The 15,952-nt window shown below is 62.9% G+C and carries 12 protein-coding genes; 8 read left to right on the top strand and 4 right to left on the bottom strand.

From position 1 onward, the window contains the following. Nucleotides 1-29: 29 nt before the first annotated feature. From soxG to E5X88_RS01505, 4 genes are read right to left on the bottom strand one after another with little or no spacing between them, the layout of a single operon-like run. Complete coding sequence (gene soxG, locus E5X88_RS01520) at nucleotides 30-632, bottom strand: sarcosine oxidase subunit gamma family protein (protein ID WP_292157483.1); 603 nt, start codon at nucleotides 630-632, stop codon at nucleotides 30-32. After that, nucleotides 625-3,618: a sarcosine oxidase subunit alpha gene (locus E5X88_RS01515; RefSeq protein ID WP_292157482.1), complete on the bottom strand. Its 2,994-nt coding sequence runs from the start codon at nucleotides 3,616-3,618 to the stop codon at nucleotides 625-627. The genes soxG and E5X88_RS01515 overlap by 8 nt, the downstream gene beginning before the upstream one ends. After that, complete coding sequence (locus E5X88_RS01510; protein WP_292157481.1) at nucleotides 3,615-3,911, bottom strand: sarcosine oxidase subunit delta; 297 nt, start codon at nucleotides 3,909-3,911, stop codon at nucleotides 3,615-3,617. The genes E5X88_RS01515 and E5X88_RS01510 overlap by 4 nt, the downstream gene beginning before the upstream one ends. Nucleotides 3,912-3,921: 10 nt before the next feature. Beyond that, complete coding sequence (locus E5X88_RS01505) at nucleotides 3,922-5,181, bottom strand: sarcosine oxidase subunit beta (protein WP_292157479.1); 1,260 nt, start codon at nucleotides 5,179-5,181, stop codon at nucleotides 3,922-3,924. A gap of 198 nt (nucleotides 5,182-5,379) precedes the next feature. Between E5X88_RS01505 and E5X88_RS01500 the strand changes: the two genes are divergently transcribed. The 8 genes from E5X88_RS01500 (at nucleotide 5,380) to E5X88_RS01465 (ending at nucleotide 15,810) form a co-directional block, all read left to right on the top strand. After that, nucleotides 5,380-7,869 (top strand): mechanosensitive ion channel family protein, encoded by a 2,490-nt coding sequence (locus tag E5X88_RS01500; RefSeq protein WP_292157477.1) that lies wholly within the window; start codon nucleotides 5,380-5,382, stop codon nucleotides 7,867-7,869. 315 nt (nucleotides 7,870-8,184) lie between these two features. After that, nucleotides 8,185-8,448: a hypothetical protein gene (locus E5X88_RS01495; RefSeq protein ID WP_292157474.1), complete on the top strand. Its 264-nt coding sequence runs from the start codon at nucleotides 8,185-8,187 to the stop codon at nucleotides 8,446-8,448. A gap of 215 nt (nucleotides 8,449-8,663) precedes the next feature. Continuing rightward, nucleotides 8,664-10,097 carry a UbiA family prenyltransferase gene (locus tag E5X88_RS01490; RefSeq protein WP_292157473.1) on the top strand — a complete coding sequence of 478 codons (1,434 nt, stop codon included), beginning with the start codon at nucleotides 8,664-8,666 and terminating at the stop codon, nucleotides 10,095-10,097. Nucleotide 10,098: 1 nt separating this feature from the next. Then, on the top strand, nucleotides 10,099-11,451 hold the full coding sequence (locus E5X88_RS01485) for an FAD-binding oxidoreductase (protein ID WP_292157471.1): 1,353 nt from the start codon (nucleotides 10,099-10,101) through the stop codon (nucleotides 11,449-11,451). A gap of 124 nt (nucleotides 11,452-11,575) precedes the next feature. Beyond that, nucleotides 11,576-12,025 (top strand): EamA family transporter, encoded by a 450-nt coding sequence (locus E5X88_RS01480; protein WP_292157469.1) that lies wholly within the window; start codon nucleotides 11,576-11,578, stop codon nucleotides 12,023-12,025. Beyond that, nucleotides 12,022-13,029, top strand: coding sequence for an NAD(P)-dependent oxidoreductase (locus tag E5X88_RS01475; RefSeq protein ID WP_292157467.1), 1,008 nt, complete (start codon nucleotides 12,022-12,024; stop codon nucleotides 13,027-13,029). The genes E5X88_RS01480 and E5X88_RS01475 overlap by 4 nt, the downstream gene beginning before the upstream one ends. Before the next feature lie 40 nt (nucleotides 13,030-13,069). Then, the gene (locus E5X88_RS01470) at nucleotides 13,070-14,542 is read left to right on the top strand and encodes an aspartate aminotransferase family protein (protein ID WP_292157465.1); all 1,473 of its coding nucleotides are present in this window, start codon (nucleotides 13,070-13,072) and stop codon (nucleotides 14,540-14,542) included. A gap of 38 nt (nucleotides 14,543-14,580) precedes the next feature. Next, entirely contained in the window at nucleotides 14,581-15,810 is a 1,230-nt protein-coding gene (locus tag E5X88_RS01465) for a hypothetical protein (RefSeq protein ID WP_292157463.1), read from the top strand. Nucleotides 15,811-15,952: the final 142 nt, after the last annotated feature.

Here is a 15,952-nt window from a genome sequence, read left to right as displayed (position 1 = left end):
CAAGTGAGGTGACGACGCGCCGCCACGGTCTACTGCACTTCGTAACCGACTTCCTCGCTGGCGTGACAGAGCGCCTTCCAGAACGAGCGCGCAAACGAGCGGAACACATAGATGTCGAATTGGTCGGCGCCGGTGCGCTGAATCTGCGCGAAGACGTCATGATGCATGGTCGAGCGGCCGGCTCCGACCGGGAAGGCCGGCAGCGCGAAGTCGATGGCGAAGAATTTTGCCAGCACCCATTCGGCCTTCGGTCCGGCGATGCGGATCGCGGTGCGGCCATGCGACAGGTCGGTCACCGTGCCGATCGCCGGGGTGACGACATTGGCAAAGGCCAACCCCAAGCCCTCGGCCTCGTCGACCACGGTGAATTTTCCGGGCGCGAAGCCGAATACGGACCTCACCCCATCGGTGCTGCCGGCGCCGGCTCCATCGGGCAGAGCAAGGCCGGTAACGGTGCGGATACCGGCGATCAGCTTCTTCTCCTGGCCCGGCCAGGCAGCGAGCTGCAGGATCGATCCCGGCCTGGTTTCGGAGAGGATGACATCGATGCCGTGTTCGAAATCGCCATGCGAGCCGGTGCGCAGTTCCAGCTCAAGCGGTGCCAACTCAAGCGGTGATTGGCGCTCAACCATGCATGCGGCTCCCGTCCGGATCAAAGAAGTGATTGGAGACGATCTCGACCGGGCCGAACCGGCCGCGCAACGGATCGGAGATATGGGCGCGCCTACCACGCCGTGCCTTGCCGTCCTTGACCAAAGCGAGCGCGATATACTTGCCGAGCGCCGGTGAATAGCAGCAAGCAGTGATGTGGCCGATGGAATCGTGCGGGTTGGCTTCGTCAAGTGTCTCGACGATGTGAGCGCCACCGTTGAGCGGCTGGTTGTCCAGCGAAATCAAGCCGACGAGTTCCAGGCGGTCGGGCGCGATCAGACCCTCGCGATCCATCATCGCCGAACCGATGAAGGGCTTTTTCTTGGACAGCATCCAGTCGAGATGAAGGTCGCGTGCCGTGGTGCGGCCATCGATCTCGGCGCCGGTGACGTGGCCCTTCTCGATGCGCATCGTGCCCAGCGCCTCAAGCCCGTAAGTCACCAGTCCGAACGGCTTGCCGGCTTCGATCAACGCTTCCCAGACATGGGTGCCGTACCCGGCGCCGGAGTAAACCTCGAAGGCCATTTCTCCGGAGAAGGAAAGCCGGCAGATCATCACCGGCACGCCTGATATCTTGCCGCGCACGATGCCCATGAAGGGCAGAGTGGCGTTGTCGACGGCAGTGCCGGTGACGCAGGCGGCAAGAATTGCCCTGGCCTTCGGCCCGCCGATCGCCGCTCCCGCCCATTCGTCGGTCACCGAGGTGACATGGACCTTCAGCTCCGGCCAAATGACGTCGAGGAAATATTCCAGATGCTGCATCACCTTGCCGGCATTGGCGGTGGTGGTGGTCATCAAAAAGTCCTGTTCGCCGAGCCGCCACGTCGTGCCGTCGTCGAAGGCGAGACCGTCCTCGCGCAGCATCAGCCCGTAGCGGGCCTTGCCGACGGCCAGCGTCGAGAACATGTTGGTGTAGACCCGGTCGAGGAATTCCGCTGCGTCCGGACCCTGTACGGCGATCTTGCCCAGCGTCGAGACATCGACGATGCCTGCGCTCTCTCGGGTTGCTTTGGCTTCGCGCACATAGGCCTGCTCGATTGTCTCGCCTGAAAGCCCGTAGATCATCGGGCGATACCAGAGGCCGGCCGAATACATGGTCGCGCCGTTGGCGACATGCCAGTCATGCATCGGCGTCAGCCGCTCTGGCTTCAGGTCGCCGAAACGCTCCGCGGCCAGCGAACCGATCGACACCGCCGAAAAAGGCGGGCGAAAGCGTGTCGTGCCGACCTCCGGGATCGGTTTGCCCAAAGCTTCGGCCATGATGGCGAGGCCGGGTATGTTGGAGCTCTTGCCCTGGTCGGTCGCCATGCCGAGCGTGGTGTAGCGCTTCAGGTGCTCGACCGAGACGAAGCCTTCGCGATGCGCCAGCCGAACATCCTCCGCCGTCACGTCGTGCTGGAAATCGACGAAGCTCTTTCCATTGGCCCTGATCTCGAACACCGGCGCCGGATCGGGATCGCCGGGTGCTGCTTCGACAACGGGCAAGGCCGCCGGCGTGCCCGTTCCGCCCGCCGCGGCAAGACCGGCGGCGCGGCCTTCGGCGATTGCCCCGGCGGTGGAAAAGCTGCCGGTGAAGGCGCCGGCGCCAATCCATTGCTGTGTTGGCTTCGGCGGCAGGAAGGCTTGCCTTGCAGCGTTCCACTCCGCCTTGGCGCCGGCCTGGCTGGCCAGATGGATGGTCGGCGACCAGCCTCCCGACATCAGCAGGCAGTCGGCTTGAATGCTGCGCGCGTCGCCGGCAAGGGCGCCATTGGCCATGTCAAAGCGCTGCACCTTGATGCCGGACAGCGCCTTGCCGCCTTCGGTGGCGACCACGGCGTGACCGGAAAGGCTCTTGGCCTCTGCTTCATCGGCGAGCTTGCGCATCTCGCTCGAAAGCTCCGGCCGCACGTCGACGATGGCGACGATCGCCGCACCGGCCCTCTTCAGCGCAAGCGCTGCCCGATAGGCGCTGTCATTGTTGGTGAAGAGCGCGATCCTGTTGCCTGGCAGCACGCCATACTCATTGGCATAGCGCTCGGCTGCATGCGCCAGCATCACCCCCGGCCGATCGTTGCCCGGAAACACCAGCGGCCGCTCGAAGGAGCCGGTGGCCAGCACGACCGATTTGGCGCGGATTGCCCAGTAGCGATGGCGCGGTTCGCCCTTGCCGGGCCTCTCCTTGTGATCTGTCACCCTCTCAACCGCGGCGAGCGTGTTGCCGTCGTAATAGCCCCAGACCGTGGTGCGCGGCAGTAGGCGGACATTGTCACGGCCTTCGAGCTGGCTGGCGGTTCGCGCTGCCCAGTCGGCGGCCGGCATGCCGTCGATCGTCTCGCCGGACCAGTTGGCCGAGCCGCCAAAATGCGGTTCGAGCTCGCTGAGGATGACACGGGCGCCCTGATCGGCGGCGGCTTTGGCGGCCATCAGCCCGGCCGGGCCGGAGCCGACCACCAGCACATCGCAGAAAGCGTTCATGCGCTCATAGCGCGCCGTGTCGGCAGCGATCCCGGCACGGCCCAGACCGGCGGCGCGGCGGATGAAATGCTCGCAGAACATCCAGAAACGCGTGCCCTTCAGCGGGCCGATGGCGGGTCCCATGAAGGTCTTGTAGTAGAAGCCTGCGGACAGAAGGTTGCCGCCGAGCTGGTTGAGGGCGCTGACATCCCAGGATAGCGATGGAAAGCGGTTCTGGCTGACAGCGGTCAACCCGTCATAGATCTCGACCATGGTCGCGGCGATGTTGGGCTCGCGAACCTCGCCCCGCAGCACCGTCACCAGTGCGTTCGGCTCCTCGACGCCTGATGTCAGCACGCCGCGCGGGCGGTGATATTTGAACGAGCGTCCGAACAGGGTGACGCCGTTGGCCAGAAGCGCCGAAGCAAGCGTGTCGCCGGCATGGCCGGTGTAGGGCGCGCCGTCGAAGGTGAACCGGATGGTTCGCAGCCGGTCGATCCGGCCGCCGGTATCGATGCGGCGCGGGCTCACGACTTGCCCTCCGCCTTGTGGCGCATAGCGGCTTTGTGGTCGCCGCGCGCGAAGGCGACGCTGGAGATCTCGTGTGTCAGCGTGTTGCGCACGACCTTGAGATGGGCGCGACAACCGCCGGAATGCTGCCAGATCTCGTTGTGGTCGCCAGCCGGGTTCAGCCTGTCGTAGACATAGGCGTTCCAGGCGTCGAGGTCCTGCGAGGCGGGTTGAGGGCGCTGGCGGTTGCCGTCGCCCTGATAGGTGAACTCGATGACGTCGCGCGGGCCGCAATAGGGGCAGGTGATCAGCATTTCATTTTCTCTAATGCAGCCGCGGCGTCGCGCCCTGGCCCTTGTCGTCGATCACCAGGCCGCGATGGAAGCGATCGAGCGTGAAGGGCGCGTTGAAGTCGTGCGGCTCGTCCTTGGCGATGGTCCAGGCAAAGCACCAGCCGGAGGCCGGCGTCGCCTTGAAGCCGCCGTAGCACCAGCCGCAGTTGAGATACATGCCCGGCAGCGGGCCGGTGGTGATGATCGGCGAACCGTCCATCGACATGTCGCAGACGCCGCCCCATGAGCGCAGCATGCGGACGCGGGCGAGACCTGGAAACAGCGCCAGCATCTCGCTCATCACCTCGTCGACAATAGGCAAACTGCCGCGCTGGGCGTAGCTGTTGTAGCCGTCGAGGTCGCCGCCATAGACGAGGCCGCCCTTGTCCGACTGCGATATATAGAAATGGCCCATGCCGAAGGTGAGGATGGTATCGACGAACGGCTTCAGCGATTCCGTCACGAAGGCCTGCAGCACATGGCTCTCGATCGGCATCGTCTCGATGCCGGCGAGCTGCATGACGCGTCCGGTGCTGCCGGCCACCGCGACCGCCACCTTCTTGGCGCGGATCTCGCCGCGCGAGGTCGACACGCCGGTGACACGGTCGCCATCGCGCAGGAAGCCGGTGACCTCGCAATTCTCGATGATGTCGACGCCGCGACGGTCGGCGCCGCGCGCGTAGCCCCAGGCGACGGCATCGTGACGGGCAGTGCCGGCGCGCGGTTGCATGAGCCCGCCGACGATCGGGAAGCGCGCCGTGCCCGAGACGTCCAGAGCCGGTACCAGACGTGCGATCTCAGAAGTGGTCATCAGTTCGGCGTCGACGCCGAGATGGCGCATGGCGTTGCCGCGCCGCGCAAGATCGTCGAGCTGGGCAGGCGTGTGCGCCAGGTTCAGGCAGCCGCGCTGCGAGAACATGACGTTGTAGTTGAGGTCGTGCGAAAGGTTCTCCCACAGCTTCATCGAATGTTCGTAGAAGCACGTGTTGGCAGGCAGCAGGTAGTTGGAGCGGACAGCCGTCGTGTTGCGGCCGACATTGCCGGATCCAAGCCAACCCTTCTCCAGCACCGCGACATTGGTGATGCCGTGCTCCTTGGCGAGATAATAGGCCGTTGACAGGCCATGGCCGCCACCGCCGATGACGATCACGTCATAGGACGCCTTCGGGTCCGGCTTGCGCCAGGCCGGCTTCCAGTCCTTGTTACCGGTCAGTGCATTTTTGAGAAGCGAAAAGGCCGAATATTCCGCCATTCTTTTTGTCATCCGTTGCGGGCGATGCGGCACACTATAGAGCAGGCCTCCGCCGCAAAGCCAATATTGCGCCATCGCTTTTCGACTGGCCGACTCCGAAATGGAGCGGCGGAACGGGACGGCTTGCTCCGTGGTATGAGCGTCTTTATCAAGGACGGGCTTTAGAACACCTTGCCGTCCGTGAGTCGCCTGACAATCATGCCTTTCCGACTGCTCCGCCTAGTCCTGATCCTTGCGCTTGTCGTCTCTGCGCCGCAGTCGCTGGACGCGGTGGCGCAGGAGCTTGGCCAGGCTCCCTCCGAGCTGGTCGCCGATCAGCAGAAAATCCTGCAGGACCTGACGACAAGGACCGACAATTTCGAAAAGAAAATCCAAGAGGACGGCGAAGAAGACGCCAGCCTCGTCGATATCCGCCTGCAACTCGAGGAAATGTCGCGAGGTGCGTTGAACAGCGCGCTTACCTTCCGCCCGCGCCTCGCAGAGATCAACGCTAGGCTCGAGCAGCTCGGGGCGCCGCCGGCTGAGGGCCAGCCGCCCGAGCCCGACATCGTGACCAGCGAACGCCAGGCGCTGGCGTCCGAAAAGGCCGAGATCAATGCGGTCATCGCCGCGGCGCAAAACCTGTCGATCCGTATCAGCGGCCTCATCGACAAGATCGCCAATATGCGCAGCGAGCTGTTTCGCAACCTGCTCACCAAGCGCTACGTGCTGTCCGATGCACTAAGTCCTGAGGTCATTTCCGATGCCAACGATGAATTTACGGGCTTCTACAAGGCGGTGTCCTCATGGCTGACCTTCGCCTTCAAGTTCAAGTTCCAGGCCGTTCTGGCCGCGACGTTGACGGCACTTTCACTCGCGGCCGTGCTTTTCATCGGTGGGCGGCGCCTGTTCGGGCGCGTGTTCGAAGCAGACCCTTCCGTCGAAGATCCCTCCTATCTCAGCCGGCTGTCGGTGGCGTTCTGGTCGACATTGCTGCCGACGCTGGCGGTGGGCGTTTTCCTGGTCTCGACCGTTTTCTTTTTCAATTATTACAATGTGTTGCGCGGCGATATTGGCGTTTTCCTGAATGCGCTGGTCGGGGTTCTGGCGGTGGTGTTCTGCGTCAACCGGCTGACCAATGCGGCGCTGGAGCCGCGACTGCCGAACTGGCGCCTGATACCGGTTGAAACCGGGCCAGCGCGCTGGCTGGTGCGGCTGACGACCGCCATGGCGGTCGTCATCGGCATCAACAATTTCCTGTCGGTCGTCAATGACAAGATGGGCTCGCCGCTATCGCTGACCATCGCCAGAAGTTTTGTCGCCACCATCATCGTCGGCGTCATCCTGATCCTGATGGGGCTGCTAAAACCGTTCAAAGCCGCCGACGGGACCTGGCGTCCGTGGCCGGCATGGCTGCGCTACACCGCCGTCGCGCTCGGCCTCTCCACCATCGCCGCGGCGCTGCTCGGTTATATCGGTCTTGCCATCTTTGTCTCTCTGCAGGTCGTGGTCACCGGCACCATTCTGGTCACCGCCTATATCGGCTTCCTGTCGGCGCGGGCGATCGGCGAGGAAGGCGGTTTCGCCAACACGTCGATCGGGCGCTGGCTATCGGCCCATTCCAGTTACGAGGAGTCCGCGCTCGACCAGCTCGGCCTGGTCGTCAGCGTCGCCATCAACCTGATGATCGTGCTGGTGTTCCTGCCGCTGATCCTGTTGACGTGGGGCTTTCAGCCCGGTGACATCCAGGCCTGGGGCTACAAGCTGGCTACGGGCCTCACCATCGGCTCGGTGACGATCTCGGTGACCGGCATCCTGACCGGCATCGTTGTCTTCATCATCGGCTACTTCCTGACGCGCTGGTTCCAGGGCTGGCTCGACGGCTCGGTGATGGCGCGTGGCAAGGTCGATACCGGCGTGCGCAACTCGATTCGGCTGGCGGTCGGCTATGCCGGCGTCGCGCTCGCAGCACTCGTCGGCATATCGGCGGCGGGCATCGACCTCTCCAACCTGGCGCTTGTCGCTGGCGCTCTGTCCCTCGGTATCGGCTTTGGTCTGCAGAATGTCGTCTCCAACTTCGTCTCCGGTCTGATCCTTTTGGCCGAGCGGCCGTTCAAGGTCGGCGACTGGATCGTCGCTGGTGATATCAGCGGCACGGTCAAGAAGATCAGTGTGCGCGCCACCGAGATCGAGACGTTCCAGCGGCAGTCGGTGATCCTGCCCAATTCAAACCTGATCAACAATGCCGTTGGCAACTGGACGCACCGCAACAAGCTCGGTCGCATCGATATCAAGGTCGGCGTCGCTTATGGCAGCGACGTCAAGCAGGCCCATGCTGTCCTTTTGGAGATCGCGCGCGGCCATCCGCTGGTGCTGAAAAATCCGGAACCCTTCGTGCTGTTCAGCAATTTCGGGCCTGCCGCTCTGGAATTCGAAATCCGTGTGTTCCTGGCCGACGTGATGAACGGCAACATCGTGCAGAACGACATCCGGTTTGCCGTCCTCGATCTGTTCGCCGACCAGCATATCGAAATTCCATCGGCGCCGCGCGCCGTCGTCGAGACCAAGAAGCATGAGGCGTGGCCGATCGATGACGACAAGATCGAAGCTGAATTCGCCGAGCAGGAGCGCGCGGCCGCTGAAGCTGCGGCCGAGACGAAACGCCTGGCTAAATCCGGGCGAAAGACCCGCAAGCCGGATCCCGATTAGGGTGTATTGATACTCAGGTGATGCCGGCTTACAAACGGCCGTTTCCTGCGCTTCCGGTATTCACGTACCCAAAAGTACGCTCCGTTCCGGTTCTCGGAACCCACTCAGTCTGGCAGCTTCGCGCCCGTCTTCGACTCCGGCTCGGCCTGACCTGAATCTCAACATACCCTGGAGTCGGCTCCAAAGCCGAAACCAATTGCGGCATGAATGCGGCATTCAGTTGCCGTTCAGCTTGCATCTCATATAAGCTCACATGCAAAGGGCGAGAATGCCTTGCGAAATGCAACAGAGGCGGTGGAAACACCGATATTGCAAATGTGGAAGTCTCTCGTCGCCGCCATCGCTCTTCTTGCCGTGGGCGGTTCGGCCTTCGCCGCCAGCGCGGTCAACAAAGACGCCGAGACCCGCACGCTGGTTGTGACCGAAGGCGGTGGCAAGACGGAGCTGGCGCTGGCCGCCGGCGAAACCGCGGAATTCTGCCCGAACGGGTGTTTCGTTACCTTGCCGAACGGCGACCTCGAGGCGTTGACCGGTTCGGAGACGATCGAAATCTCGGGTGGCGTCGCCCGTATCAAGTAACCCTCATCAAGCAACGTTGACGCGTTGTTTTTCGAGGCCGGGTAAATGCCCGGCCTTTTATCGTTTCGGGTCATCGAAACTTAACGATGAGGGAGGAAATACCGTCACGCTGACCAGGCCAGGCTGGGCGTTTTAACGTTCGCTGCGCTGTTCCTCGCTATATCGGGCCGAAGACGCCGAAGCACGGCGCGGCGGGTTTAAGCAGGGCAAAGAAAATGGACGCGCGGTCGGACAGGAACGCAATCCCGCTTGCGGTCGATCTCGACGGCACGCTGATCGCGACGGACCTGTTGTGGGAAGGGCTGTTCATCCTTCTCAAGAAGAATCCGCTTTATATTTTCCTTGTGCCGTTCTGGCTCGCGGGCGGGCCGGCGCAGTTGAAGCAGGCCGTCGCTCAACGCATCGACATCGATCCCGCATCGCTGCCTTACCGCGAAGTGCTGCTTCAGCGCCTTCGCACCGAACATGGCGAGGGCCGCCAGATCGTGCTGGCGACCGGCACGCCGCGCAAATTCGCCGAGGCGATCGCCGCGCATCTCGGGATATTCGATCGCGTCCTGGCGACCGATGGCCCCCACAACATGACCTCAGGTAGAAAGCGCGCGTCGCTTGTCGCCGCCTATGGCGATGGCGGCTTCGACTATGCCGGAAACAGCCGGCACGACCTTAGGGTATTCGACGCCGCACGCACGGCAATCGTCGTCGCGCCCGACCGTGCTGCCGCGCGCTGGCAGGCCGCGCACAGTGCCGAAATGATGCCGGCGCCGAAGCCGACATTCAGAACCATCGTCAAGATGCTGCGCGTTCATCAATGGCTGAAGAACTCGCTCATCGCGGTGCCGATGGTGCTGTCGCACGAATACTTCAACGCCGACATGATCTGGAAATGCCTGCTGGCATTCGTCTCGTTCAGCGCGGTGGCTTCGGCCATCTACATCCTAAACGATTTCTTCGACCTCGCGCTCGACCGCAAACACCTGACCAAGCGCAACCGGCCATTCGCCAGCGGCGCCCTGTCGATCCCGTTTGGCCTGGGTTCGATGGTGGTGCTGCTTGCAACGGGCGTTGGCGCAGGGCTTCTGCTGCCGATCGAATTCCTCGGCGTGCTCTTCGGCTACATGATCATCACCACCGCCTATTCGCTGTCGTTCAAGCGCATGCTCCTGATCGACGTGCTGACGCTGGCCGGTCTCTACACGATCCGCGTTCTGGCTGGCGCCGCGGCGACCGGCGTTGACGTTTCGTTCTGGCTGCTGGCCTTTTCGATCTTCTTTTTCCTGTCGCTGGCGCTGGTGAAGCGTTTTGTCGAGTTGCGCACGACCGCCATCCCGGCGGGCGAGCGTATCGCCGGCCGCGGCTACCGCACCGAAGACCAGGAGATCGTCGCCCAGGCGGGCATGGCCTCGGCCTTTTCCTCGGCATTGGTGCTGGCGCTGTATATGGATAGCGTCGCGGTGCGCGAACTCTATCCGCACCCCTGGCTGGTCTGGCCGCTGGCCCCGATCGTGCTTTACCTGACCATGCGCGTCTGGATACTCGCCCGCCGCGACGAGATGCATGACGATCCGGTCGTCTTTATCATCCGCGACTGGCGCAGTCAGATCGTCGTGTTCATCGGTGCGGTGTTTCTGGTCGCCGGAGGCTGGTAGGATGGCGGAAGAGCGGTTCCAGAGCTTCGGTCTTGTCACGCCGCCGGCACTCGATGTGATCCCGGCGGATGACGCTGTCGCGCTGCTGAAGAGCGGCAAGGCGACGAGAAACGCCTTGCTCGCCTACGGCAATGGCCGCTCCTATGGCGATTCCTGCCAGAACGAAGCCGGCATGGTCGTCGACATGCGGCCGCTGAACCGCATCCGCGCCTTCAATGCCGAGACCGGCGTGATCGAGGCCGAGGCCGGCGTGCTTCTGTCCGACATCATCGCCCATGCAGCGCCATACGGCTTCTTTCCAGCGGTCGTTCCGGGCACGCAGTTCGTCACGCTCGGCGGCGCCATCGCCAATGACGTTCACGGCAAGAACCATCACCGGCGCGGCACCTTCGGCTGCCATGTCGAATCCTTCACGCTGCTCCGATCGGATGGACGGACCCTTTACTGCTCGGCCGCCGACAATGCGCATCTGTTTGCGGCGACGATCGGCGGCATGGGGTTGACTGGCCTGATCCTGTCCGCATCGATCCGGCTGATGCGGGTGCCATCGCTCGACATCGTCGAGAAGGCGACGCCATTCCGCGACCTCGGCGAATTCTTCGAGCTTGCCGAAGCGGCCGACCAGGCCAACGAATATGCCGTCGCCTGGATCGACCAGCTTGCCGGCGGCCACGGCCGTGGGCGCGGGCTGCTGTTAACCGGCAATCACGCCGAGCATGGTTCGCATGCGGCCTTGCGTGCCGGCGGAAATCTTTCGGTGCCGTTCCAGCCGCCGTTCAACGTGCTCAACCGGCCGTTCCTCACTGCCTTCAACGCTGCCTACAGGTGGAAGAAAGGCTGGTCTACGGCACCGCGCCAGGTCGGCTATCAAGGCTTTTTCTTTCCGCTCGACGGCGTTGGCAACTGGAACCGGCTCTACGGACCGAATGGGCTTTTCCAGCACCAGAGCGTGGTACCGGAAGACGTCGCGCGCCGGGCGGTGCCGGCCTTGCTTGCGGCGGCCAAGCGGGCCGGGCAGGGATCGTTCCTGACGGTCCTGAAGCGCTTCGGCTCGATCCGTTCGCCGGCACTGCTGTCGTTCCCGCGGTCGGGTTTCACGCTGACGCTGGATTTCCCCAACCGCGGCCGGGCGACGCTGGCGCTGTTGAAGGAACTCGACCACATCACGGTCGAGGCCGGTGGCGCGGTCAATCCTTACAAGGACGCCCGCATGGGCGCCGATATTTTCGCCGCGTCCTTTCCGGAATGGCAGCGCCTCGAGGCCATCCGCGATCCAGCCTTCATGTCGAGCTTCTGGGCGCGAACGGCGAAAAAGCTCGAGGTGCGGCGCGAAACCGTCGAAGCCGCGGAATAGATAACATTCGAATGGTTCGTGGTTAACGAATCGATAAGGTAAAGCTTTACTCAAAACATTCTTGCTGCTTCACGAAACGTTTGCAGGTTTGTAATAGGACGGCTGAAGGGTTTGGTGGGAAAATATGAAGTACATCGTCTTTATTCTGTTCACGGTCATGACCAATGCCGCCGCGCAGCTCATGCTGAAGCAGGGCATGATGTCGCTTGGTCCGATTTCCTTCGAGGGCGCCAACCCGTTGCTGAAGCTGTTGCAGATCGTCTTCAGCCCGTGGATTTTCCTCGGCCTGTCCACCTTCGTCATCTCGATGGCGTCGCACCTCTATGTGCTGTCCAAGGTCGAGCTCAGCTTCGCCTATCCGTTCCTCAGCCTCGCCTATGTCGCCGTTGCGATCTTCGCCTATTTCATTTTCCGCGAAGACCTCAATGCCTGGCGCGTCGCCGGCATCGCTTTCATCTGCGTCGGTACGGTGCTGATCGCCCAAAGCGGCCGGGATTTGAGCGGCCGGGGACATGAGGACCAGACGGCAGGCCTTTCCCCCGACAAGATTCGCACCAGCGGGATCGTTCGATGAGACATCTGATTTTTGGCGGCGACGGTTTCGTCGGCCGCCACCTTGCCCCGAAACTTCTGGCCGACGGCGAGGAGGTGGTTGTCGCCGACATCGCCAGGAGCGACCTGCCGCATTACCGCTCGGTCCGCTATGTCAGCTGCGATGTCACCGATCCGGCCTCGGTCGCTTCGGTCGGGCTGAAGGCCGACGACATGGTCTACAATCTGTCGGCGAAAATGCTGTCGCCGATCCAGGTGCGCTCCAAGCGCCACGAGTTCTTCTTTCCGGTGAATTTCCATGGCACCGAGCACATCATACAGGCGATGGACAAAGCCGGCGCGCCAAGGCTCGTCCACTATACGACCGACATGATCTATGGCCATACGATCACACAACCGATGACCGAGGAGCATCCGGTCGCGCCGCTAGGCGAATATGGCTGGTCGAAGCAGAAGACCGAGGAACTGGCCGCCGAATGGCGCAAGCGCGGCATGTCGATCTCGCTGTTTCGGCCGCGCCTCATCATCGGCCCCGGCCGCCTCGGCATTCTCGAAAAACTGTTCAAGCTGATCGACTGGAACCTTCCGGTGCCGATGATTGGCTCGGGCAAGAACCCCTACCAGTTCATCTCGGTGTTCGACTGCGCCGAGGCCGCGCGCGCCGCCTGGAAGGCCGGTGTGCCGAACGAAGCCTATAATCTCGGTTCGCTCAACCCGCCGCCGGTACGGAAATTGCTCGGCGACCTGATCAGGCATGCCGGTTCGAAATCGATCCTGATCCCGACACCGGGCTGGGCGGTCAAGCGCACGCTCGACCTGCTCGACCTCTTGAATATGCCGATCATGGATCCGGAGCAGTATCTGATCGCCGATGAGGACTGCGTTCTCGACGTGTCGAAGGCCGAACGCCAGCTCGGCTGGGTGCCGCAATATCGCGACGAGGACATGCTGATCGCCGCCTACAGCGAATACCGCACCAGGAAAGACGGCCATGACGTCGCCGCAAAACATGTGCCCGCGGAATAACAAGCCCGCCGAGTAAAGGGTCAATAGGAGATTTTTTGAGATGACCGTCATGACCAAGCCAGACCACGCGACTGCGCGTGCCACGGTCAGCGCGCCGGCGCTTTCGCCCGCCATCACCGCCAAGCCCGATCTGATCAGCGTCGAGCAGGCCAAGGCGATGGACGTAGCGCGCATGACCGACCTGTTCAAGGCGCATCTCAACCCCGGTCAGCTGCATTTCATGAAGCTGCTCGGCTTCCACAAGATCAAGATCGAACGCGCCGAAGGCATGTTCTACATCGACCAGAGCGGCCGCAAGATCCTGGATTTCTTCGGCGGCTTTGGGTCGCTGGCCTTCGGGCACAATCATCCGCGCCTTCTCGAAGCGCGCAAGAAGTTCCAGGAGGAGAAGCGGCAGGAGATCGCCATCGCCTTCATGTCGCAATATGCAGCGGCCCTGGCGCACAATCTCGCCAAATGCTCGCCCGGTGATCTCGACATGGTGTTTCTGGGCTCGTCCGGCTCGGAAGCCATGGAGGCGGCGGTGAAGCTCGCCGAGCGCGCCGCCGGCCCGAAGCGGCCGAAGGTCGTCTATGCCGAGAATTCCTTCCACGGCAAGACCAAGGGTGTGCTGGCTATCACCGACGGCTCGCTCTACCGCGCCGACTTCAAGGTGGCCGACAATGTCGTGCGCATTCCGTTCGCCGATATCGAAGCGGTCGAGCGTGCGTTCCGCTCCGATCCGGAGATCGGCGTCATCGTGCTCGAAACCATCCAGGGTGGCGGCGGCATCATCCAGGCGCCCGCCGAATACTGGCAGAAGCTGCGCGCGCTCTGCGACCAGTATGGCGTGCTGTGGGTCGCCGATGAAGTGCAGTGCGGCTATGGCCGCTCCGGCCGCTTCTATGCCTTTGAGCATTACGGCGTCATTCCGGATGTGACGGCGCTGGCAAAGTCGCTCGGTGGCGGCAAGGCGGCCGTTGGCGCGATGATCGCCAGGCGCGACGTCTACATGAAGGCCTATGGCACGCCGAAGACGGCGATGATCCACGCCATGGCTACCTTCGGCGGCATGGGCGAGGCCTGCGTCACCTCGATCGAGGCGCTCAACGTGCTTTACGACGAGGGGCTGATCGACAACGCCACTGTCACTGGCGACTACCTGCTGCAGCGCCTGCAGGCGCTCAAGGAGAAATATCCCAAGATCATCAAGGACGTGCGCGGCAAGGGTCTTATGGTCGGGCTGGAATTCCACGACTTTTCGCAGACGCTGCCGATGGTGCTGCGGCCCGTGGTCAGCGTGCTTGACGAGAAGCTGAAAGGGTCGCTGTCGGGCTTCGTTGGTGCCTTGCTGCTGCGCGACTATGACGTGCTCGTCGCCTTCACCGAATACAACCGCAATGTCATCCGTCTCGAACCGCCGCTGATCTGCCAGCGCGAACATGTAGACCGCTTTGTCGAGGCGCTCGACAGCCTGCTGTCGCGCGGCATCGTGTCGATCGTGAAGGATTTCGTCAAAAGCCAGGTCCGCTGAATCCCAGGTCCGCTGAACCAAGTCCGCCGAGCGAAACCATGCGGACCAGGTCTCCTGCTCCGAAAAACCTGCTCGACCGGCTCACCGAGGCCGGCCTGGCATGGGGCGAGGGCACCTATGCGCGTCTTGCCGCGCCGATCGGGACGGCGGCCTTTGCGCTCTACATCCTTTTGACCGCCGTGATGGCATGGTTCATGCCCGACGCCAATTGGGACATGCTGCCCTATATCGCGATCGCCGAGGAGGGCAGCTATCCCGATGTGCAGGCGCTGCACGACTATGCCTATAGCATGGTCAAGGCCGGTGTGTCGGCTGATGAGTATAAGACACTGACGGACGATAGCGGCGGCTTTCGCAGCCATATGGCCGCGAACGCCGCCGACTTCCATTCGCTGCTCGGCATGTACCGGATCAAATTCCTCTACGCCGAGATCCTTTCGACGATGAGTTCCGTGATGTCGCCGGTCGAGGCGATGCGCATGGTCTCGGTTTTGTCAGTGCTGCTGTTCGGTACGATCGCACTGCTCTGGCTGCGGTCCGAAGGTGCGCTGGCGCTGGCGCCGGTCGCCGGCGCGGTGCTGATCATGGCCGATTTCGGCGACGCGGCGCGGGCTGCGACGCCGGATCTGCTATGCTCGGCCCTGTTCCTCGGCGGGCTCTTTGCCTATATGCGCGGTCGCGAAGTGGCGACGGCGATCCTGCTCTTCCTCGCCTTCATGGCGCGGCCCGACAACATTGTCTTCCTTGCCGTCTTCGCCGTATTGCTGGTCGCCTTCCGGCAGAAGGCGGGGGGCGCGCTGGCCGGCTTTGCCGCCTCCCTGGTCGCCTATTTCGCCATCTCGCATTGGGCGCAGCATCCCGGCTGGTGGCCGCATCTGTGGTTCTCCTCGATCGAGCAGCACTACAATATGGACGGCTTCGATCCGCCGTTCTCGGCTGTCGCCTATCTCCGGACCTTTGCCGTCTCCATGGCCCGCGCCGTCAGCCTGAACAGCTGGGTCGGCGTCTCGGTGCTGGCGCTGGCGGGGTGGTTTGCCGCAAGCCGCGCCGGCTTCCAGCTCGACCGTCGCGCCGGCATCCTGTTTGCGGCATTGGTGCTCGGCGCGCTGGCGAAGTTCACCGTCTTCCCGATCCACGACACCCGCATCTACTTTCCCAATCTGATCCCGCCGTTCCTGCTGCTCGCTGGCCCATTCATGGCGCTGTGGGCGTCAGCGAGCATCAAAGGGCGCCGCGCCGTGCAAGTGGTTCCAGGCGATAAATCATAGTTCTGTCGCCAGCTAACACGCGTCATTTGCGTGCAAGGGACACTATAGAACTTTTCTCTGCGCATGATCCCCGGCGAAAATCGGTTCCGATTTTTCAGGGTCCTGCGCCGGGGTCGCGGCGCACCTGCAGCGTGTCGCAAAC

Source organism: Mesorhizobium sp., assembly GCF_004962245.1.
Taxonomy (GTDB): domain Bacteria; phylum Pseudomonadota; class Alphaproteobacteria; order Rhizobiales; family Rhizobiaceae; genus Mesorhizobium.
The sequence above is the reverse complement of the archived record's forward strand: the minus strand, read 5'-3'. Positions and strand labels throughout refer to the sequence as shown.

Excerpts from the sequence above, each read along its gene's own strand:
- E5X88_RS01485 (WP_292157471.1), top strand. The coding sequence starts at position 10,099 with ATGGCGGAAGAGCGGTTCCAGAGCTTCGGTCTTGTCACGCCGCCGGCA.
- E5X88_RS01475 (WP_292157467.1), top strand. The coding sequence starts at position 12,022 with ATGAGACATCTGATTTTTGGCGGCGACGGTTTCGTCGGCCGCCACCTT.
- soxG (WP_292157483.1), bottom strand. The coding sequence starts at position 632 with ATGGTTGAGCGCCAATCACCGCTTGAGTTGGCACCGCTTGAGCTGGAA.
- E5X88_RS01500 (WP_292157477.1), top strand. The coding sequence starts at position 5,380 with ATGCCTTTCCGACTGCTCCGCCTAGTCCTGATCCTTGCGCTTGTCGTC.
- E5X88_RS01465 (WP_292157463.1), top strand. The coding sequence starts at position 14,581 with ATGCGGACCAGGTCTCCTGCTCCGAAAAACCTGCTCGACCGGCTCACC.
- E5X88_RS01510 (WP_292157481.1), bottom strand. The coding sequence starts at position 3,911 with ATGCTGATCACCTGCCCCTATTGCGGCCCGCGCGACGTCATCGAGTTC.
- E5X88_RS01470 (WP_292157465.1), top strand. The coding sequence starts at position 13,070 with ATGACCGTCATGACCAAGCCAGACCACGCGACTGCGCGTGCCACGGTC.
- E5X88_RS01490 (WP_292157473.1), top strand. The coding sequence starts at position 8,664 with ATGGACGCGCGGTCGGACAGGAACGCAATCCCGCTTGCGGTCGATCTC.
- E5X88_RS01495 (WP_292157474.1), top strand. The coding sequence starts at position 8,185 with ATGTGGAAGTCTCTCGTCGCCGCCATCGCTCTTCTTGCCGTGGGCGGT.
- E5X88_RS01480 (WP_292157469.1), top strand. The coding sequence starts at position 11,576 with ATGAAGTACATCGTCTTTATTCTGTTCACGGTCATGACCAATGCCGCC.
- E5X88_RS01505 (WP_292157479.1), bottom strand. The coding sequence starts at position 5,181 with ATGGCGGAATATTCGGCCTTTTCGCTTCTCAAAAATGCACTGACCGGT.